Annotated in this window: 18 protein-coding genes, 1 tRNA gene and 1 other RNA gene; 10 read left to right on the forward strand and 10 right to left on the reverse strand. The window is 36.4% G+C overall.

The genetic code is table 11. The features are described from left to right. Nucleotides 1–34: 34 nt before the first annotated feature. The 7 genes from gshB to ACPUVN_RS02690 all read right to left on the reverse strand — a co-directional run bounded on the left by gshB (nt 35) and on the right by ACPUVN_RS02690 (nt 7,003). On the reverse strand, nt 35–988 hold the full coding sequence (gene gshB, locus ACPUVN_RS02660; protein WP_426358145.1) for a glutathione synthase: 954 nt from the start codon (nt 986–988) through the stop codon (nt 35–37). Between the two features lie 33 nt (nt 989–1,021). Further along, nucleotides 1,022–1,783 carry a 16S rRNA (uracil(1498)-N(3))-methyltransferase gene (gene rsmE / locus ACPUVN_RS02665; RefSeq protein ID WP_426358144.1) on the reverse strand — a complete coding sequence of 254 codons (762 nt, stop codon included), beginning with the start codon at nt 1,781–1,783 and terminating at the stop codon, nt 1,022–1,024. A 549-nt stretch (nt 1,784–2,332) separates the two neighbouring features. After that, a complete protein-coding gene (metK, locus tag ACPUVN_RS02670) occupies nt 2,333–3,520 on the reverse strand; it encodes a methionine adenosyltransferase (RefSeq protein ID WP_426358143.1) in 1,188 nt (395 codons plus the stop codon). A 280-nt stretch (nt 3,521–3,800) separates the two neighbouring features. Beyond that, a protein-coding gene (locus ACPUVN_RS02675; protein WP_426369909.1) for an IS3 family transposase occupies nt 3,801–4,915 on the reverse strand; the annotation gives its coding sequence in 2 pieces (ribosomal slippage) (nt 3,801–4,663 and nt 4,663–4,915; 1,116 coding nt in all). Between the two features lie 506 nt (nt 4,916–5,421). Beyond that, nucleotides 5,422–6,195: a glutamate racemase gene (murI, locus tag ACPUVN_RS02680; protein ID WP_426369910.1), complete on the reverse strand. Its 774-nt coding sequence runs from the start codon at nt 6,193–6,195 to the stop codon at nt 5,422–5,424. Nucleotides 6,196–6,384: 189 nt separating this feature from the next. Continuing rightward, nucleotides 6,385–6,567: non-coding RNA, 6S RNA (gene ssrS, locus ACPUVN_RS02685), on the reverse strand. 124 nt (nt 6,568–6,691) lie between these two features. Further along, nucleotides 6,692–7,003, reverse strand: coding sequence for a cell division protein ZapA (locus ACPUVN_RS02690; RefSeq protein ID WP_426358141.1), 312 nt, complete (start codon nt 7,001–7,003; stop codon nt 6,692–6,694). Between the two features lie 242 nt (nt 7,004–7,245). On the opposite strand from ACPUVN_RS02690, the gene ACPUVN_RS02695 reads away from it, so the two are divergent. The 5 genes from ACPUVN_RS02695 to ACPUVN_RS02715 all read left to right on the forward strand — a co-directional run bounded on the left by ACPUVN_RS02695 (nt 7,246) and on the right by ACPUVN_RS02715 (nt 12,875). Further along, nucleotides 7,246–7,815: a UPF0149 family protein gene (locus ACPUVN_RS02695; RefSeq protein ID WP_426358140.1), complete on the forward strand. Its 570-nt coding sequence runs from the start codon at nt 7,246–7,248 to the stop codon at nt 7,813–7,815. Between the two features lie 8 nt (nt 7,816–7,823). Next, nucleotides 7,824–9,188 (forward strand): aminopeptidase P N-terminal domain-containing protein, encoded by a 1,365-nt coding sequence (locus ACPUVN_RS02700; RefSeq protein ID WP_426369911.1) that lies wholly within the window; start codon nt 7,824–7,826, stop codon nt 9,186–9,188. Between the two features lie 68 nt (nt 9,189–9,256). Beyond that, nucleotides 9,257–10,636: a 2-octaprenyl-6-methoxyphenyl hydroxylase gene (ubiH, locus tag ACPUVN_RS02705; RefSeq protein WP_426369912.1), complete on the forward strand. Its 1,380-nt coding sequence runs from the start codon at nt 9,257–9,259 to the stop codon at nt 10,634–10,636. A gap of 102 nt (nt 10,637–10,738) precedes the next feature. Further along, nucleotides 10,739–11,986, forward strand: coding sequence for a UbiH/UbiF/VisC/COQ6 family ubiquinone biosynthesis hydroxylase (locus tag ACPUVN_RS02710; RefSeq protein ID WP_426369913.1), 1,248 nt, complete (start codon nt 10,739–10,741; stop codon nt 11,984–11,986). Nucleotides 11,987–12,299: 313 nt separating this feature from the next. Continuing rightward, the gene (locus ACPUVN_RS02715; RefSeq protein WP_426369914.1) at nt 12,300–12,875 is read left to right on the forward strand and encodes a hypothetical protein; all 576 of its coding nucleotides are present in this window, start codon (nt 12,300–12,302) and stop codon (nt 12,873–12,875) included. Nucleotides 12,876–13,019: 144 nt separating this feature from the next. Here ACPUVN_RS02715 and rimI read toward each other — a convergent pair whose 3' ends face one another. From rimI to ACPUVN_RS02730, 3 genes are all read right to left on the reverse strand, one after another. Continuing rightward, nucleotides 13,020–13,466, reverse strand: a complete 447-nt coding sequence (gene rimI / locus ACPUVN_RS02720) for a ribosomal protein S18-alanine N-acetyltransferase (protein WP_426358133.1) — start codon at nt 13,464–13,466, stop codon at nt 13,020–13,022. Continuing rightward, the gene (locus ACPUVN_RS02725) at nt 13,466–13,852 is read right to left on the reverse strand and encodes a DNA polymerase III subunit psi (RefSeq protein WP_426369915.1); all 387 of its coding nucleotides are present in this window, start codon (nt 13,850–13,852) and stop codon (nt 13,466–13,468) included. The genes rimI and ACPUVN_RS02725 overlap by 1 nt, the downstream gene beginning before the upstream one ends. Nucleotides 13,853–13,988: 136 nt before the next feature. Next, nucleotides 13,989–14,065: transfer RNA gene (locus ACPUVN_RS02730), tRNA-Trp, on the reverse strand. A 453-nt stretch (nt 14,066–14,518) separates the two neighbouring features. Here ACPUVN_RS02730 and queA point away from each other — a divergent pair. From queA to secF, 5 genes are all read left to right on the forward strand, one after another. Then, entirely contained in the window at nt 14,519–15,565 is a 1,047-nt protein-coding gene (gene queA / locus ACPUVN_RS02735; RefSeq protein ID WP_426369916.1) for a tRNA preQ1(34) S-adenosylmethionine ribosyltransferase-isomerase QueA, read from the forward strand. 65 nt (nt 15,566–15,630) lie between these two features. Then, the gene (gene tgt, locus ACPUVN_RS02740) at nt 15,631–16,776 is read left to right on the forward strand and encodes a tRNA guanosine(34) transglycosylase Tgt (protein WP_426358130.1); all 1,146 of its coding nucleotides are present in this window, start codon (nt 15,631–15,633) and stop codon (nt 16,774–16,776) included. Between the two features lie 67 nt (nt 16,777–16,843). Further along, nucleotides 16,844–17,179: a preprotein translocase subunit YajC gene (gene yajC, locus ACPUVN_RS02745; RefSeq protein WP_426358129.1), complete on the forward strand. Its 336-nt coding sequence runs from the start codon at nt 16,844–16,846 to the stop codon at nt 17,177–17,179. A 123-nt stretch (nt 17,180–17,302) separates the two neighbouring features. Beyond that, nucleotides 17,303–19,150: a protein translocase subunit SecD gene (gene secD, locus ACPUVN_RS02750; RefSeq protein WP_426360584.1), complete on the forward strand. Its 1,848-nt coding sequence runs from the start codon at nt 17,303–17,305 to the stop codon at nt 19,148–19,150. A gap of 19 nt (nt 19,151–19,169) precedes the next feature. Next, nucleotides 19,170–20,117 (forward strand): protein translocase subunit SecF, encoded by a 948-nt coding sequence (gene secF, locus ACPUVN_RS02755; protein WP_426358128.1) that lies wholly within the window; start codon nt 19,170–19,172, stop codon nt 20,115–20,117. The last annotated feature ends 106 nt before the right edge of the window (nt 20,118–20,223 follow it).

A 20,223-nucleotide genomic window follows, 5' to 3' on the forward strand; every position in this document is an offset into this window, starting at 1 on the left:
CGTTAGGGACTACTTATCAATTTAGAGTCTGTTATTACTTTTTGCGAATGTTTTCTTCAATAGCGTCCATTAACTTACCACAAATATTAATAGGGTAGGCGGCTTCTATTTCACGAATACAGGTTGGGCTAGTAACGTTTATTTCTGTTACTTTGTCGCCAATAACGTCTAAACCAACAAAATATAAGCCACGTTTTTTCAATTCAGGACCAATGGTATCGGCAATCAATTTATCTGATGGGCTTAACGGTCTAGCTTCACCTCTGCCACCTGCAGCTAAGTTACCACGTGTTTCACCTTTTGCAGGAATACGCGCTAAACAATAAGGCATAGGTTCGCCGTTAACGATAAGAATACGTTTGTCGCCATCAGTGATTTGCGGCATATATTCTTGTACCATTGCATATTGGCTACCATGGTTGGTGAGCGTTTCAAGTATAACACCTACATTAGGATCATTAGGACCAATTCTAAAGATTGATGAACCACCCATGCCATCTAATGGTTTGATGATGATATCTTTTTCTTCTTTATGGAAATCACGAATAAGTTTGTTGCTACGAGTTACTAGTGTTCTTGGCGTTAAATCAGCAAACCAAGCGGTAAATAGTTTTTCGTTACAATCACGTAAGCTTTGTGGTTTGTTAACAATTAACGTGCCTTCAACTTCAGCACGTTCAAGCATGTAAGTAGCGTAAATAAACTCGGTATCAAAAGGAGGATCTTTGCGCATCAATACAGCGTCTAATTCACTTACCGCGATATCTTTAGCTTCTTCTAAATCATACCAATGGTCAGGGTTATCATATACTTTAACTATGCTTGCTGAAGCACGACATACACCACGATCTAAATATAAATCGTCCATTTCAATGTAATAAATTTCGTAACCGCGTCTTTGTGCTTCAAACATCATTGCCATTGATGAGTCTTTTTTCACATTAACTTGTGAAATTGGATCCATTACTACGCCAAGTTTAATTGTCATTTTATTTCCTAATTTAATTCGTTATGTATCGCTTTATTTGATATCGCCATAACGACATTGTAAAGCAGTAATAGCTGTTAAAGCTGCAGTTTCAGTACGCAGAACACGAGGTCCTAATAATACATCTATAAAGCCCGCATTATTTGCTTGCGAGATTTCTTCATCATTCAAACCACCTTCAGGACCAATCAATAACCTAACACGGTCATTATCGTTCGGTAGATTCATAATAGAATGCTGAGCTTTAGGATGTAAGTTTAGCTTTAATGCTGATGTTTCTTGAGCTAACCATTCGTTTAATTGAATAGCGGGCTTCACTATAGGTACAACGCAACGACCACTTTGCTCGCATGCGCTAACCACTATTTTTTGCCATTGGTCTATTTTCTTTTGTAATCTTTCACCTGAAAGCTTTACGCCACAACGTTCTGTAAAAAGAGGTGTGATGGTATTTACACCTAATTCAACTGACTTCTGTAAGGTAAAGTCCATACGGTCGCCTCGTGAAACACCTTGACCAAGATGAATATTTAGAGGTGATTCAACCGAATTTTCAATAAAGCTTTTTATAAGTACTTGAGCACTTTTTTTACTGACATTGACTAACTCACCTTCAAAATCACCATAGCTAGCCGAACTGCTATTATCACTCAGGTTTTCACCATTAAAAAGAGTAACGCTATCACCATTTTGTAAACGTAAAACACGCACTGTGTGACCAAAAGCGTCGTCATTTAGGTCGACTATTTCGCCAATACTAAGAGGCGTGTTTTGATAAATCCTTGGGTTTCTCATGTTTGCTTTGTACTCAAGCGCTCTGTATTTAAAAACGTATTATTTATGCTGATATAAGATAAATAAGCTTTATACATCACAGGCGTTAATTAAAAATAACTGATGTAACCAAGATAGGGGCAAAAGAGTGTTTTTTCAATGAGTAATCTTGACTCTATTTATAATAATCGTTGTTATACCAAACGGATTAATTTATTGAGCAACTTAGAGCTACATTAGCAAACTTAGAACAAGCAAAATTGATTAAACATAGTTATTCTATATTTCTTCAATTTTGTGATGTTATCAGTTTGCTAATGAGCTCCCGAAGGGCGAGAATTTAAAGGCTCATATGCCGCGTTATTGATTTTGACAAGGGAATAACCATTCTCTTCAATCAATGCCTTGCCTCTAAGCCTTTAAATTCTCGCTAAGTGAGGAATAAATTAATCCGTTTGGTATTAGCTAACTACCTATATAGAACGGCAGGCATAAAAAAAGCTTTCACGAAGAAAGCTTTTTTATGTAGCTCGGTACTTAACTTGATATTAAGCGAGCTAAGTTTTGATATTACAAACCAGCAGAACGACGCAAGTCTTCAGCTTTGTCTGTTTTTTCCCAACTGAATGCAGTAAAGGTGTCATCACCTACTGTCATTTCATAAGGTTCTCTACCAAAGTGACCGTAAGCCGCTGTTTGTTGGTACATTGGGTGTAACAAATCTAGCATTTTTGTGATGCCGTAAGGGCGTAAATCGAAATGCTCTCTTACTAACTCTACAAGTTTCTCTTCACTTACTTTACCTGTACCGAAACTATCGATAGAGATTGAAGTAGGCTCAGCAACACCAATTGCGTATGAAATTTGAATTTCACAACGATCAGCTAAACCTGCAGCTACAATATTTTTAGCAACATAACGGCCAGCGTAAGCTGCACTTCTGTCTACTTTCGATGGATCTTTACCTGAGAATGCACCACCACCGTGACGAGCCATGCCGCCATAAGTATCAACAATAATTTTACGACCTGTTAAACCACAATCGCCAACTGGACCACCAATAACAAATTTACCCGTTGGGTTAATATGGTATTTAGTGTCTTTTGTTAATAACTCTTCAGGAATTACGTGCTTGATAATGTTTTCCATTACCGCTTCGTGTAAATCTTCCTGTTTAATTTCAGGGTTATGCTGAGTTGATAAAACGATAGTATCAATCGCTACTGGCTTATCATCTTCATAGATAAAAGTTACCTGAGATTTAGCATCTGGACGCAACCAAGGTAAAATACCTGATTTACGTGCTTCAGCTTGACGCTCAACTAAACGGTGAGAATAGTATAATGCAGCAGGCATTAATGTTTCAGTTTCGTTAGTTGCGTAACCAAACATTAAACCTTGGTCACCAGCACCTTGATCTTCAGGTTTTGCACGGTCTACACCTTGAGCAATTTCTGGAGACTGTTGGCCAATTAAATTCATAATGCCACAAGTTTCACCATCAAAACCAACGTCTGACGAGGTGTAACCAATATTACTAATAACGTCACGAGTGATTCTTTCTAGATCAACCCATGCTGTTGTTGAAACTTCACCAGAGATGATAGCAACACCTGTTTTAACCATAGTTTCACAGGCAACACGTGCGTGTTTATCTTGTGTGATTATTGCATCAAGTACAGCATCAGATATTTGATCTGCAATTTTATCAGGATGGCCTTCAGATACAGACTCTGAAGTGAAAAAGTGTTTAGACATAAAACCTCAATAATTTATTCGGTGACGTATATTCTATTAAATAGACTTACAATTAATTACGTTTAATTTAGTCGAACTATAGAAAAATAGCGTATTAATTTGGTAAAAATTTTCGACAAGTTTACCTGTTTACAGTTTAACTTCATAGAATTATTTACGCCTAGACGGCTAAACGTCTTAAATTATTTAGTAATAGCTTATGTAATACCAAACGGATTAATTTATTGAGCAACTTAGAACTACATTAGCAAGCTTAGAACAAGCGGTAATCCCCCCATTTTTAATGGAATTCAAAAGTAGACGTTTTTCTCTGTGTTAGTTTGCGTTTTTGAATTGGTGTTATACCACCAATTCCCATGTTAGGTCGCTCATGGTTATAAGTCCATAACCATTGTGTGACCCTGTTCTGTAATTCTTCAATATCACGATAAATATAATGGCTTAGCCAATCATATCTCACCGTTCGATTAAAACGTTCAATGTAAGCATTTTGCTGTGGGTTGCCTGGCTGAATGAAACATAATTCAATATCGTGTTTTGATGCCCAAGCTGCAAGTTTATGACTAATATATTCGGGTCCGTTATCAGAACGTATACGTTTAGGTTTACCACGCCATTCGATGATCCTATCAAGTGATTGGATCACACGCTCTGCGGGCAATGATATATCAGCATCTATTGCCAAACCTTCCCGGTTAAAGTCATCAATCACATTAAACAAGCGACAACTCCTTCCATCTGATAATTGGTCATGCATGAAGTCCATCGACCAACATTCATTCATCGCTTCGGGCACTGCTAATGGCTCAGGAACTTCACGTTTCAGCCGTTTATGAGGCTTTATTCGCATATTCAGTTCGAGTTCACGATAGATACGATAAACGCGCTTATGATTCCAGTGATAGCCTTTTACGTTTCTCAAATATAAAAAGCATAAGCCAAACCCCCAGTTTCGTTGATTCTGCACTAAACCTAACAGCAAGTCGGCGATAAGCTCATTATCGTCATTAAGTTTAGGCTGATAACGATAACAGGTTTCGCTGATTAAGAATGCACGGCATGCTTGGCTAATACTGACGTCATGGCTTTGAATTGCTACTTTAGCCATCGCTTTGCGCTCAGAAGCCTTTACCACTTTTTTGCCATGGCCTCCGTAATGATTTCAGCCTTTAAACGCTCTTCGGCATACATCTTTTTTAAGCGCCGATTTTCATCTTCTAGCTCTTTCATTCTTGCCATAAGTGAGGCATCCATGCCGCCATACTTAGAGCGCCATTTATAAAACGATGAGTTACTCATGCCGTGTTCACGACATAGTTCGGGAATAGGTACGCCATTTTCGGCTTGCTTTAAAATGGCTAAAATTTGACTGTCACTAAAATGTGCTTTTTTCATGAATGATCTCCTGCGGTTAAGCATACGAGAAAATTCTACTTTTGACTTCGATTATTTTTCGGGGGGATTACCAAGCAAAATTGATTAAACATAGTTATTCTATATTTTTTTAATTTTGTGATGTTATCAGTTTGCTAATGAGCTCCCGAAGGGCAAGAATTTAAAGGCTCATATGCCGCGTTATTGATTTTGACAAGGTTCGTACATGGATGTAGGACATTAGGGTAACGCAGGAGCAGTTACCGAGAATAACCATTCTCTTCAATCAATGCCTCGCCTACATGGATGTAGGTGCTTAGGTTCAGTCTGGAACTATGAACCTGTGCCTCTAAGCCTTTAAATTCTCGCTAAGTGAGCAATAAATTAATCCGTTTGGTATAATAATTCGTTTTTTATTTAGCTGGCGATTAACGTAACGCTCTATTTATCATTGTGTTAATAGAGGTTGTGAGGCTTTTATCTATTTTGATTGAAACCTGAAGGCTTTTACTTATTTGAACTTTAGATTACTGATCTAGCGGTAATAAATTGATTGCTGTTTTTAATAAGGCAGACATTAATGCGGATAAATCGTTATTCGCTTGCGAGCTAAAAAATTGATATTGAGGTTGGCTTTTAGAAGCTTTAACTAACTCTACTGTTTGGTTAATTAATTCATGTTGAATCAGTTGGCGCTTTAATTGTTCAGTAACAGGTAAGGCGGTTTCCATAATCGCAATATCACTACTAAGAAAATCTTTAAGTTTGTCTGAAAAAAACGGGTAATGAGTACAGCCTAAAACCAAAGTATCTATTTGTTTATCTGTAATAAGTTCAAGGTAGCTATTAAGTAAGTTATCAAAGGTTGTTGAATGTAGTTGATTGCTTTCTATCAGCTCAACTAAACCAGGGCAGGGCTGAATGTAAACCTCAGAGTTACCTTTATATTTATCTACTAAAGCTAAAAAACGCTGATTTTTTGCCGTTGCTTGTGTGGTTAAAATACCAATACGTTTATTTTTACTTTTAATTACTGCGGGTTTTATTGCGGGTTCAACACCAATGATTGGAATGCTAAGACGTTTTCTTAACTGATCTATCGCGATAACGGTTGCGGTATTACAGGCAATAACCAAGGCTTTACAATTTTGGCTAATAAGCTGGTCTGCAATAATATTTACACGCGCAATAATTTCTTCATCTGACTTATCACCATAAGGTGCATATAAAGAGTCGGCAACATAGATGAGAAGTCTCTTCTGGTAACTGCTCTTTAATACAATTGAAAATAGACAAACCACCCACGCCAGAATCAAATATCCCAATCGCTTGAGTTGATTGCGCTTGATTTTGCATATGTGTATGTAAAGGTTTTTGAGTGACAGCCATAGAGAACAGAGTTATTGCATGCAGGTTTATGAATAATTAACGAATATTGTAAATTAAAAAGAAGAGAATAAGTACAGAGAAAACTTGGGAGAAGAAAAATAAGTGTTTCCAAGGTGCCGCAGCTAACTTCAGCCCATGAACACCGGGTGCTCAGGGCGGAAATATCATAAAAACCGTAGGCTTCCCGATACGAGCCGGGCTTGCACAATAGAGTTTAATCAATTTCCTGAATTAAAACTTATCGGCTCAGGGACATAGTCAACATACAAACACCCCAGAAACACCTTTAGTATAGCTAAAGTTTATGAAGGTATTAAGTAATTTATTGTAAGTGAGTGTTAAGTGTTGTTTATTTGGACTTTTTAGGTGTTTTTTAGCCAATATTTATGGTGTTGGTCGATAATTAGCTTAAGATTTTTCTATATCTGCAGTAGATAAAGCTTGTTCAATAGTTGATTGAAGAAGTTCTATTTTACTTTGTAAGGCTTGTTTTTCTTTTTCTGCGGTATTTCTAGCAATTAATAAATCATAAGATAAGTTTAATGCCGTCATCATCATAGATTGTTCAGAAGAATAGCTTCCAGAAGTATTTTCATTAATTTTATTAAAGCGTACAGTCAATTCTTGAGCCGCAGCCAATAAAGCACTTTCTTCCCCTACAGGACACGCAATTTTGAGTGATTTGTTTGCAACGTTTATCGTTACTGTGTTTTGGCTCATTGTTTTATTCTCGTTTATCCATAATGCGGGGTTATCCGTTATAGGGAGTATAACCGCATTTACTCTATTGTATTGCTAAAAAAGTTATTTTAAATCATAGCGTGCAACTATAATCATGCTACAGCTTCGATGCAAGGTATGGTTTGTTCAAATGTAACTAACATTTACAGCTTGTCGCTAGCATCGAGATAGCGCGAATGTTACGATATACAGCAGAAAATTAACCAAATTAAATGAATTTTATGACTGATCAAACAACCTTAGATTTTGCTACTGTACAAGCTGTTTTAACGAGTGAAAGTGTTGAAATGCACGCCGCGGAAGTTCATGGCGTTATGACTGGCTTAGTATCCGCTGGTTATATTTTTGAAGACTCAGACTACATGATTGTTATTAACGATATGCTGAATAACAGTGAAGGTTTTCCAACTGCCGTTAAAAATTGTCTTAAAGAGATGTTTAATGATCTTTGGAAAAATATTTTAGACGATTCTTATAGTTTTCAAATTATGATCCCTGATGATGATGAAACTATTATGGAAAGAGCTAATGGCTTAGGGCATTGGGTACAAGGCTTTAATTTAGGTTTTGGTTTACAACAAAAAAACAAAGCTAAATTATCTGAAGATGTTCAAGAAGTACTAAACGACTTTGTTGATATAGCTAATCTTTCTGACGAAATGGAAGAAGATGAAGATACCGAACAAGCTTTTTATGAAATTGCTGAGTATGTTCGAATTTCCGCTTTACTTTGTTTTACTGAGCTAGGTGTTCCACCAGAAAGTAATAACAAAGAAGAAACACTGCACTAAGACTATTTATGACTCAAAATTATCTAGCGAATACTGAATTACCGTTAACAGAGTTTACTGCGCGCAGAGAACGTTTTTTTGCCAGCATGCCTGCAAATAGCATTGCACTATTTCCTGCTGCCATAGAATTAACGCGAAGTAATGATACTGAATTTCCTTTTTGCCAAAACAAAAACTTTTATTACTTAACAGGCTTTCCTGAGCCTGATGCCGTATTGCTTTTAATTAAAGCTGAAGTTAATCGTGTAGTTTTATTCTCGCGCGAAAAAGATGCTTTTAAAGAAGTATGGCAAGGCAGAAGAATTGGGCAAGAGCTTGCGGTATCTGCTTACGGTTTAGATGAATGTTTTACTTTAGATAAACAAGAGTCATTAATACCTGACTATATTACTGATAAAACCAGCTTATTATACTGTATGGGCGAAAATGAACCTGTTAGTGAATCATTCGAAGCTAAAGTATTTGATTGGCTTAAAGCAGTAAAAGCTAAAGCGCGTTTAGGTAAAAAAGCACCAACAGAATTGGTTGATTGCAGCGCTATTATTCATGAAATGAGATTAATCAAAAGCGAAGCTGAACTTGAAGTTATGCGCAAAGTTAATCAAATTAGTGGTGTTGCTCATCAACGTGCTATGCAAAAGTCTGCTGTTGGTAAATATGAATATCAGATAGAAGCTGAAATTTCACATGAATTTTCTTCTAACGGTGCTAAAGCGCCGGCTTATACAAGTATTGTTGCGGGTGGCGATAACGGTAATATTTTACATTACACCGAGAATTCAGACTGCTTAAAAGATAACGAGATGTTATTGATAGATGCAGGCGGTGAACTTGCAGGCTATGCCGCAGATATTACACGCACATTCCCAATTAATGGTGTATTTAATGCGGAACAAAAAGCTATTTATCAGTTAGTTTTAGATTCTCAAGCTATTGCTATTCAAGACATAAAACCACAAAATACTTTAGCTCATTTGAATAAATTAACTTGTGATTTCCTTACTGAAGGTTTGTACAACTTAGGAATATTGAAAGGTGATTTAAATACCTTACTCGAAGAAAAAGCCTGTAAAAAGTATTTTATTCATGGTTTAGGTCATTGGTTAGGGCTTGATGTGCATGATGTCGGTGATTACCAAAGTAATGATAAACGTGAGCAGTTACGTGCTTTTGAACCAGGTATAGTAATGACGATAGAGCCGGGGTTATATATTCCGCTTGATGATTTATCAGTGGAAGAAAAGTGGCGCGGTATAGCGGTTAGAATTGAAGATAATATTTTAGTTACTGCCACAGGTTATGAAAATCTAACGATTAATGCGCCTAAAGAAGTTGCTGAAATTGAAGCTTTGATGGCTAAGTCTTTAACTTAAAAAAGATTTACATATAAAGCTTAAAAAGAAAGGCTACATAATAGGCTTAAGGAAAAATACTTAAGCTTTTGTCTTTTTTAATAACCCTTTATACATTTGAAATAGTTGAAAAAATGGACGTATCAGAAAATCTTACAACCAATAAACAACACTTTGATGTCGTGATCTCAGGTGGTGGCTTATCTGGATCCTTAATGGCATTAAGCTTATTGTCTGTTAAAGCACACCAAGGTAAGCCTTTATCTATTGCTATTATTGAAGCTGTTAATGCAAAGCCACTTTCTCAATCTACTTCTTTAAATCAAAAACCGAGTGAATCAGTATTCGACGATAGAGTATTAGCTTTATCCCATGCTTCTGCTCAATATTTAAAAGAGCTTGGTACTTGGACTTATATTCAAGATCACGCACAACCGATCACAGACATTCATATTTCAGATCGTGGCCATTATGGCAAAGCGCGCATTAAAGCTGAAGACCATCTTACAGCTAATCACGGTAAGGTAAATGCTGTTGGTTATGTGATTGAAATGTCTAAGCTTGGCCTAGCTATACAGAAAAGCTTAGCTATACAACAAACTCTAGCTGAAAAAAGTCAAAATAATGAAAAGACTAAAGCTTCTGCGCTGAGTAATGTAACGTGGTTTACGCCTGATGCGATTGATCAAATAAAATGGCAGTCAGCTTCGGTCGATATTACATTAAAATCAAACACTCAACTGTCAGCCTCATTACTTATAGGCTGTGACGGTGTTAATTCTATTTGCCGACAAGCAGCAAGCATAGCGTGCGATAAATCAGATTATGGTCAATCGGCATTAATCACTAATGTGTCAACTAAGCTCGCGCATCAAGGTGTGGCGTACGAACGTTTTACCGAAAGTGGACCTATTGCGATGTTACCTATGGTGAAAGTAGCTAATGAGGGTTCACGTTCATCGCTTGTTTGGACGTTAACGCCTGAACAAGCAGAAGAAATAAACGCCTTAACCGATGACGAATTTAAAGTAAAACTAGAGCAAGACTTTGGCAGTTGGTTAGGTGGTATCGTAAAAGTAGGCAAACGACACATTTACCCTTTGTCGCTAGTACAAGCGCAAGAGCAAATATTTCATCGAATGGTACTTATTGGCAATGCATCACACACTATTCATCCTATTGCAGGACAAGGCTTTAACTTAGGCTTACGTGATGTACAAAGCTTGGCTAAAACGTTAGAGCAAACCTTAGCTGACAAAGGTGATATAGGCGCGTTCAATCGCTTAACAGAATATGCTATTTCACGTAAAACTGATCACAAACATATTATTAACCTCACTGATTCGCTAGTCACCTTATTTTCGAATGAACACTTTCCTCTAGTGGCAGGCAGAAACATAGGTTTGAAAGTACTAAATTATATTCCTGCTATTAAAAACACCTTTGTAAATAAAGCTATGGGCTATTAGGCGATGGTTTAGTAGGTGATGGTTTAGTAGGCTTAAGATATTAGCTATTATTTTATATTCATTCTTGGTAACTCGAATGACTTTATTTAAGTGAAAAATAACATGCAAAAATTTGATATTTTGATTGTTGGTGCAGGAATGGTAGGGCTAACCCTTGCTCTTGCGATTAGAAAAACAACAGGATTAACAGTCGCTATCGCTGACAAAACACCTTTATCTCCAATAACTGATGAGCCTAGTGTTCGTGTTAGTGCGATTAATATGGCGAGCCAACAAATTTTTTCTCAGCTTGGTGTTTGGTCAGACTTAATGGAGCAACGAGTTCAGCCTTATCAACATATGCATGTTTGGGATAAAGCAGGTTACGGTAAGTTATCTTTTTCTACTGAAGATATTTCTGATACGGTAAATATTAAACAATTAGGTTGGATTATTGAAAACCCAATAATTCGTACAGCCTTATGGAATAAAGCTCAACAAGACAATGGTATTACTTTTTTCACTGAAGAAAATATTACCAATATAGGCATGGGAGAATCAGAAGTTTTTGCAAGCTTTACCTCTCAAATGCCTATCACGGCTAAGCTAGTTGTAGGTGCCGATGGTGCTAACTCTTGGGTTAGAAAGCAAATGGATATGCCTATTACTTTTAGAGACTATGATCACCATGCCATAGTTGCGACAGTAGAATGTGAACAAGGACATCAAAACACAGCATGGCAAGTGTTTTTACCTACAGGTCCTTTGGCTTTTTTACCCTTGTATGAGAAAAACTTATGCTCAATTGTTTGGTCTACTTCACCAGAAGATGCTGAACGTTTGAAAGCACTATCACCTGAAGAATTTTCTAAAGAGTTAACTGCAGCAAGTGATGGACGACTTGGTAATATCACATTAAAAAGTCAAACACCGTCATATCCATTATCTATGAGAATGTCACAAAGCTTTACCCAAGATCGTGTTGTACTTGTTGGCGATGCAGCTCACACTATTCACCCATTAGCAGGACAGGGCGTTAACTTAGGTTTACTGGATGCGGCATCCTTAGCACAAGTTATAAGCGAGGCTTATAGCCAACAAGAAAATACAGCGAAAGCCGACCAAGCGCTATGGGCCTCATCTACAGTATTAAATAAATATTCGCGATGGAGAAAGTCTGAAGCGGCTGAAATGGCAACAGCGATGGAGTCGATTAAACAGGTTTTTACACCGCAAAACCCTGTAACTCAGCTAGTAAGAGGTTTAGGCATGAACTTGTTTGATAATGTAAAACCCGTTAAACAATTAATGGCTAAACAAGCGTTAGGCATGAAAGATCATTTACCGAATTTGGCGACTATTCAGGAATAATGATTAATTTTATTTGAATAACTGCTTGAGACGCAGGTGCTAAAACAATAATACGAATATTTGACAATACTGACGAAGAAATTAAAAACAGAAACTAATTAAAGGCTTTCCAATTTATTAAAAGTAGGTTTTATGTTGTTCAATAGAATATTTGCTGCCATTTATTTGATTGTAACTGTTGTGGGAGTTATTACTTTTTTCAACAGTTCGAGTATTCAAAGTAAAGAATACACATTTTATTTTGTTTTCATTCTCGCCGTTGTTCAATTTATATACTTTACAGTCAAAATAATTAAGCTGGAGGCTAAGTTAAATGAAAAAGAGTAGTGTGTTATTCTTTTTAATATTATTTAATAGTCATACAGCTTTTGCTGCTCACTCATTAATATGTAATATCGAAAACTTCACAATTCCTAATGTCGATATATCAAAAGAACTCCGTCAGGAAGGTAAAAGGGCAGCTGCTAACTTTATGTTAGATGATAGTTACTGGTCTTTTTCTTTTTATGAACTTGATAAGATGGAAAATACATACCTTTTAAAGGATATTGAAGATTTAGAAGAACCTCAAAGTATAAATGAACAGTTTTTAAAGAATTATAGCTATAGACTTAATGAGGAAGTTATTTTCGATAATGTAGTTCTAGAAACTAGTCCTATTATGTTGTCTGACCTTAATGGTTTAGAATTCGTTCTTATCGCTAACTTTATTAAATTACATCCAGATATAAATAAAAATGAGGAAATCTTTGTTGTGCGGGTTGCAACAAAGGCGCATAAAATTTATTTTTCTGAGCTTCATGTGAATCATGTAACACAAATGGAATCAACAATTCAAAAAGCTAAGAAGATGATAGATCGTTTTTCAGATGTCTGTTCAATTAAATAAATTTTTACACTTAAAATAACTTATTATTTTAAGTGTTTATTACCATTTATCATTATTTGTGGAGTTGTTTTTTATAATAGCGTCTGCACCATAATATTAACCTAATTTAAGTTCATATAAATGATTGGTTAACAGTTAATAAACCTAAAGCTTTAAACTCATTACAATAGCGTCTTCATAGCCAAATCCACTGGCGCTTGGGTAGTAACCTGTACGTCTGCTGGTTTCAGTAAACCCTTGATTGATATACATCATTTGAGCACTGATGTTTTTCGCTCTAACTTCTAAAAACACTTTACTAGCTGCCAAGGCTTTAGTTTCAGCAAGAAAATGAGTTAATAGCTGTTTGCCGTAACCTTTGCCTTGCAATGAAGGCTTTACACAAATATCCATCAGTGTTACTTCACCAACTACATGCTCACCAATATAAAAGCCTACCGTTTCGTTATCTTCAATAAGATAAAATCCGAAGTAGCGTCCATCAATGCAGCTTTTAAATGTTTTTTCAGTCCAAGGGTGAGAATGACAAGCCATTTCAATCGGCATCAAGTGTTCTACATCAGCAGGGCTGATTTTTTTAAATGTTGTCATTAAGCTAATACTTTTTGTTGGATAATCTGCCACAAATCTTTTTTCAGCTGAGTACTGTTTTCAAAGGCTGTGAGCAATGGAGTGGTTAAAATACTTTTAGAAAAAGTAATCGTATCTGTTTCTTTAAATTGCCAGTTGAATAAACCCAGATTCATTATGTTGTTTTCAGTGGTTACTTCACCAATTGAAATATCGATACATAGTAAAATATCAGAAAATAATTGCTGTTGAGATAACTGGTCTAAATCAAATGCTAATGAGGTTGATACAGGAATGTTGGTATTTTTGGACTCTAAAGCTACAGCTGAGTTATCAGTATCGCGCTGTTGCCATACGTTTATGCCCATTTCGTTCAGATGATTAAATTGTCGCTGAGTTATTGCCATAAAGATAAATCGAGATTTAAGCCAAAAATAAAGTGAGTAATATCATGACAGAAATCACAAATAACAGAAAGACAAACAGAATAAATTAATAGATATAAATATTAAGAAATTGGTACGAAGATCTACAAAGAAGAATTGGCAGGGGTGGAGAGATTCGAACTCCCAACCGTCGGTTTTGGAGACCGCTGTTCTACCAATTGGAACTACACCCCTGCAACGGAGAAGAATTATACCCAAGGATTACTAAAGGTAAAGCATAAAATACTAAAAACTTACCGTTCGCTCAATTAATCTACACAATTAGCGTTGTTGATTATAAAGTATCTTTGTTTTGCTTGATAAGTATGCACAAAAGGAATGGCTTCAATTGTAGATTAAGCTTATTTCGTTATTTTATTGTTCTCGAGGTCAGAAAAAAGAGTAAAAAAGCGAAAATAATATCAATAGTCGATACCTTTTATTCATAATGATTTTTAATTTTAGACAGGTTATTTAAAAAACTGGTTAATCTGTAAGTAATGCTAATTTGATTTGTTTTAACTTGTACTGCTTTTAACTACATAATTCTTATCTAAATAGACGAGCTATTACGAGTTTCTCTTGCTATTCAAGGCTTGTAACACTAAAATTACGCGTTTTTTTTATTCAAAAGTAATAGTTTTTAACATGCGTGTAGCCGATTTTTCATTTGATTTACCTGAAGAGCTTATAGCTCGTTATCCTAAAGCTGATAGAACCTCTAGTCGATTAATGTCGTTAGATGGTAATAGCGGTCAAATTGACGATCTTAATTTTTTAAATATTATTGATAAAGTACAAGCTGGCGATTTGCTGGTATTTAACAATACACGTGTTATCCCTGCCCGCATGTTTGGTAAAAAAGCCACTGGCGGACAAGTAGAAGTGTTAGTTGAACGTTTACTTGATGATAGACGATTTTTAGCTCATGTTCGTGCAAGTAAATCACCTAAAGTTGGGTCTGAAGTCATATTGGAAGATAAAGTAACGGCAACTATGGTAGCCCGTCATGACGCTTTATTCGAGTTTGAAGTGCATGGTGAGCAATCAGTTTTATCAGTATTAGATGAAATTGGTCATATGCCATTACCTCCTTATATTGATCGCCCAGATGAAGAGAGCGATCGCGAAAGGTATCAAACGGTTTACAATGAAAAGCCAGGCGCTGTTGCAGCACCCACGGCAGGTTTACATTTTGATGATGCTTTACTAGAACAGTTAAAAAACAAAGGCGTGAATTTAGCGTTTGTTACCTTACATGTAGGCGCAGGAACTTTTCAGCCCGTACGTGTAGATGAGATTGCAGATCATATAATGCATTCTGAATATGTAGAAGTACCTGCTGAGGTTGTTGAACAAATTAAGCAAACTAAAGCTGCAGGTGGCAGAATTATTGGTGTAGGTACTACATCGGTAAGATCATTAGAAAGTGCAGCAAAAGCGGCAAAAGATAAAGGTGAATCATTAACTGAGTTTTATGGCGATACTGATATTTTTATTACGCCAGGTTACGAATTTCAAGTCATTGATGCCCTTATTACTAATTTCCATCTGTCTGAATCTACTTTACTTATGTTAGTAAGTGCATTTTCAGGCTATGAAAATATAATGGCAGCTTATAAGCATGCTGTTAAAAACGAATACCGATTTTTTAGTTATGGTGATGCTATGTTTCTCACCAAAAAAGTTAATTAGAACTGACTTTTTAATTAACAATATATTGCTACTAGCCTGTTTCGCTAGTGGGCTAAGGAAAACCAATGAAATACGATTTAATTAATACTGATGGTAAAGCAAGAAGAGGTCGATTAACCTTTTCACGCGGTACTGTTGAAACTCCAGCGTTCATGCCTGTAGGTACTTACGGTACTGTTAAAGGTATGAAAACTGAAGAAGTAGCTGACACAGGTGCTGAAATTATTTTAGGCAATACTTTCCATTTAATGCTGCGTCCAGGCACTGAAATTATTGAACAGCACGGCGGACTTCACAATTTTATTAACTGGGATAAACCTATTCTTACCGATTCAGGTGGATTCCAAGTATTTAGCTTAGGTGCTATGCGTAAAATTACGGAAGAGGGTGTTAAGTTTAGCTCACCAGTAAATGGTGAAAAAATTATGCTAACGCCTGAACGTTCAATGGAAGTACAAAAAAGTTTAGGTTCAGATGTTGTAATGATATTTGACGAATGTACGCCGTATCCTGCGACTCATCAAGAATCTCAAGTTTCTATGGAGTTGTCATTACGCTGGGCTCAACGTTCTAAAGATGCTCATGGAGATAATCCATCAGCGTTATTTGGTATTGTGCAAGGCGGCATGTACGAAGATTTACGTGAAGTGTCTGTTAATGGCTTAAAAGCGATTGATTTTGACGGTTACGCTATTGGTGGTTTATCCGTAGGTGAACCTAAAGAAGATATGATCCGCATATTAGATCATACTGCACCCTTGATACCTGATAATAAGCCCCGATATCTGATGGGTGTAGGTAAACCTGAAGACTTAGTTGAAGGTGTACGTCGTGGTATTGATATGTTCGATTGTGTGATGCCAACACGTAATGCACGAAATGGTCATTTGTTTGTTACTGACGGCGTAATTAAAATAAGAAATGCACGTCATAAAACAGATACAGGCCCACTAGATCCTGAATGTGATTGTTACACATGTAAAAATTACTCACGCGCTTATCTTCATCATTTAGACAAGTGTAAAGAAATTTTAGGTTCTCAGTTAAATACACTGCATAATCTACATTTTTATCAACGTATTATGAAAGCATTACGTCATGCTATTGAGAACAATAAGCTTGAAGAATATGTTGCAGAATTTTATGCATTAAGAGATTTACCTGTACCACCGTTAGCTGGAGTAGAATCTAGCGAAAGTGATGCAAAATAAAGCGCACCTTTAGGTCGTGTTTTAGTTATTAACCCGTTTTCAATTTTAAAAAATATAAGAGGTATTTATGAGTTTATTTATTAGTCAGGCACACGCAGCAGCAGCTCCAGCATCGGCTGGTGGTGGTATGGAAATGATCATCATGTTAGCTGTATTTGGTGCAGTGTTTTATTTCATGATTTATCGTCCACAAGCAAAACGTGTTAAAGAGCATAAAAGCTTAATGTCTGCACTTTCTAAAGGTGACGAAGTATTAACGCAAGGCGGAATTGTTGGTAAAATCGTTAAAGTATCTGACGAAAAAGACTTTATCGTTGTAAGTATTGCAGAAGGTACTGAAGTAACAGTACAAAAAGGTGCAATCAATACAGTACTTCCAAAAGGTACAATGAAGTCATTGTAATCATTTAATGTTATACCCAGTTGTTTAAAATTAGCGACTTGGTATACGTTATATTAATGCCTGTATTACGTATTAAACGTGATACGGGCATTATTATTTATTAACAAAAAATAGGACGATATGGTGTTAAACAAATATCCATTATGGAAATCACTCATGGTACTTTTTATAGTTGCCATCGGTGCTTTATATGCTTTGCCCAACTTATACGGTGAAGATCCTGCAGTACAAATATCAGGATTACGTGGTGTTGAGATCACAACCTCTACACTTGATACCGTTAAAGATAGACTCGCAGCCGAAAAGATCCCATTTTCAAAGATTGTTCTTGATAACGGACAAATATTAGCCCGTTTTTTAAATACAGAAGAACAATTGAAAGCCCGTGATTTGTTAATAGATGATTTAGGCGATAATTATTCAGTTGCTTTAAATCTAACCCCAGCAACTCCAAGCTGGTTAGCTCAATTAGGCGGAACGCCAATGAAGCTAGGTTTAGATTTAAGTGGTGGTGTAAGCTTCTTAATGGAAGTTAACATGAAAGTGGCCATTAACAAGGCTAATACAAACATTGTTGATAGCTTCAGAGCTGACTTAAGAACAGAAAAAATTCGTTACCGTTCAGTAAAAGAAACTGATAAAGGTATTCAAGTTATTTTCCGTAAAGAAGCTGACTTAGACCAAGCTGAAACTTACATTAAAAGACAATTTGCAGATTTATTGATTTCAACCGATAGCGACAAGTTAACGCTAACGGCAACAATGACTGATGCTAAAATTAAAGAAGTACGTGATTACGCGCTTCAACAAAACATTACTATTATTCGTAATCGTGTAAATGAACTCGGTGTTGCTGAACCTCTAGTACAACGCCAAGGTAAAAAACACATTGTTATTGAATTACCTGGCGTACAAGATACAGCCGTAGCAAAAGCAATTTTAAGTGCAACAGCAACTATCGATTTCAGAATGGTAGATACTGAAGGCGATTTATCGAGTGCATTAAATGGTCGTCCACCAGCAAGTTCAGAAATATTATATGAACAAGATGGTCAACCTGTTCTACTTAAAAAGCGTGTAATGCTTGAAGGTAGTCACATTGTTGATGCTAAATCAGGCTTTGATGAATATAGCCGTCCACAAGTTAACATCGATTTAGATGCTGCTGGTGGTAGCAAGATTTCAAACTTCACCAAAAGTAACATTGGTAAGCCAATGGCTACGGTATTCATTGAATACAAACCAACTAAAAATAAAGATGCTGAAGGCAACACCATTTTCGAAAAAGTGGAAGAAGTTATCAGTGTTGCAACGATTCAATCTCGTTTAGGTAACAGCTTTAGAATTACTGGTGCAGGTAGCCAAGCTGAAGCACATAGTTTAGCGTTATTATTAAGAGCTGGTGCGTTAATCGCTCCTATCCAAATTGTTGAAGAAAGAACGGTTGGACCAACGTTAGGTGCTGAAAATGTTAAATTAGGTTTTCAAGCAATCTTAATGGGCTTTGGTTTAGTTTTTATCTTTATGATGATCTATTACCGCGCTTTTGGTGTTGTGGCTAACTTAGCATTAGGCGCTAACCTTATTTTAATTATTGGTGTTATGTCATTAATTCCAGGCGCAACATTAACTCTTCCTGGTATGGCAGGTATTGTTCTAACCGTAGGTATGGCTGTTGATGCTAACGTGCTTATATTCGAGCGTATTCGTGAAGAAATTAGAGCAGGTAAATCTGTTCAGCAAGCAATTCACCAAGGTTATGATGCTGCATTCTCAACAATCATAGATGCAAACATTACAACTCTAATTGCTGCGTTAATTCTTTTCGCTGTAGGTACGGGTCCAATCAAAGGTTTCGCGGTAACTCTATCTATCGGTATTCTTACTTCAATGTTCACAGCAGTTATTGGTACACGTACTGTTGTAAATGCAGTTTGGGGCGGTAAACGTCTCGATAAATTATCAATATAGTGAGAGCGAAGAGTCTATTATGCAAATTTTAAATTTAAAAGAAACACTCGCTTTTATGCGTTTCAGAAGACCAGCAATGATCTTCAGTTTACTATTAATGAGCGCAGCCGTATTTTCACTTTATACTAACAAGTTAACGTTAGGATTAGATTTTACTGGCGGTACATTAATTGAAATAGGTTTTAAAGAACCTGCAAATTTAACTAAAGTACGTGACGTACTTGATAACAATGGCTACAGCGACGCTGTGGTTCAGCTTTATGGTTCAAGTAGAGATGTAGTAATACGTCTTGCTGAACGTGAAGGTGTTAAAGTTGAGTTATTAGGTGACCAAGTTTTAAGTACAATCAAAGAGGGGACAGGTGTTGAACTCGACATGAGACGTATCGAATTTGTTGGTGGTAGTGTAGGTGATGAACTTGCAGAGCAAGGTGGATTAGCGATGCTAACAGCCTTAATTTGTATTTTAGTTTACGTTGCATTCCGCTTTGAATGGCGTTTCGCTTTAGGTTCTGTTATCGCTTTATTCCATGATGTATTGCTAACGTTAGGTTTATTCTCATTCTTAAAAATAGAATTTGATTTAACGGTATTAGCTGCGATTTTGGCGGTGATCGGTTACTCCCTCAATGATACGATTGTTGTTTCAGATCGAATTCGAGAAAACTTTAGAAAAGTACGTGGAAGTACAGCGTCTGACATTATTGATATTTCATTAACGCAAACGTTAAGCCGTACATTCATCACGTCAATTACTACCTTGTTAGTATTGGCTGCTTTATTCTTTAGAGGCGGAGAGCTAATTCATGGCTTCGCAACTGCATTATTATTTGGTGTATTTGTTGGTACATATTCATCAATTTATGTAGCGAGTTCAGTCGCATTAGCTTTAGGTATTTCGAAAGAAGATTTAATACCAGAAGTGATTGAAAAAGAAGGTGCTGACCAAGAGCAAATGATGCCTTAGGTATTGTTTGAAAAAGGTTAACGCCACTAATAAAAAACCAGCAACTATGCTGGTTTTTTATTGTTTAAAATTTGAAGTAGATCACGCTATTGATTAACTAGCTGAC

This window comes from Pseudocolwellia antarctica (assembly GCF_049933045.1).
Lineage (GTDB): Bacteria > Pseudomonadota > Gammaproteobacteria > Enterobacterales > Alteromonadaceae > Pseudocolwellia.

Coding starts and splice junctions, on each gene's coding strand:
- ACPUVN_RS02695 (WP_426358140.1), top strand. CDS start 7,246: ATGACTGATCAAACAACCTTAGATTTTGCTACTGTACAAGCTGTTTTA.
- rsmE (WP_426358144.1), bottom strand. CDS start 1,783: ATGAGAAACCCAAGGATTTATCAAAACACGCCTCTTAGTATTGGCGAA.
- ACPUVN_RS02715 (WP_426369914.1), top strand. CDS start 12,300: ATGAAAAAGAGTAGTGTGTTATTCTTTTTAATATTATTTAATAGTCAT.
- metK (WP_426358143.1), bottom strand. CDS start 3,520: ATGTCTAAACACTTTTTCACTTCAGAGTCTGTATCTGAAGGCCATCCT.
- ACPUVN_RS02725 (WP_426369915.1), bottom strand. CDS start 13,852: ATGGCAATAACTCAGCGACAATTTAATCATCTGAACGAAATGGGCATA.
- ACPUVN_RS02700 (WP_426369911.1), top strand. CDS start 7,824: ATGACTCAAAATTATCTAGCGAATACTGAATTACCGTTAACAGAGTTT.
- queA (WP_426369916.1), top strand. CDS start 14,519: ATGCGTGTAGCCGATTTTTCATTTGATTTACCTGAAGAGCTTATAGCT.
- ACPUVN_RS02710 (WP_426369913.1), top strand. CDS start 10,739: ATGCAAAAATTTGATATTTTGATTGTTGGTGCAGGAATGGTAGGGCTA.
- gshB (WP_426358145.1), bottom strand. CDS start 988: ATGACAATTAAACTTGGCGTAGTAATGGATCCAATTTCACAAGTTAAT.
- yajC (WP_426358129.1), top strand. CDS start 16,844: ATGAGTTTATTTATTAGTCAGGCACACGCAGCAGCAGCTCCAGCATCG.
- rimI (WP_426358133.1), bottom strand. CDS start 13,466: ATGACAACATTTAAAAAAATCAGCCCTGCTGATGTAGAACACTTGATG.
- tgt (WP_426358130.1), top strand. CDS start 15,631: ATGAAATACGATTTAATTAATACTGATGGTAAAGCAAGAAGAGGTCGA.
- secF (WP_426358128.1), top strand. CDS start 19,170: ATGCAAATTTTAAATTTAAAAGAAACACTCGCTTTTATGCGTTTCAGA.
- ACPUVN_RS02690 (WP_426358141.1), bottom strand. CDS start 7,003: ATGAGCCAAAACACAGTAACGATAAACGTTGCAAACAAATCACTCAAA.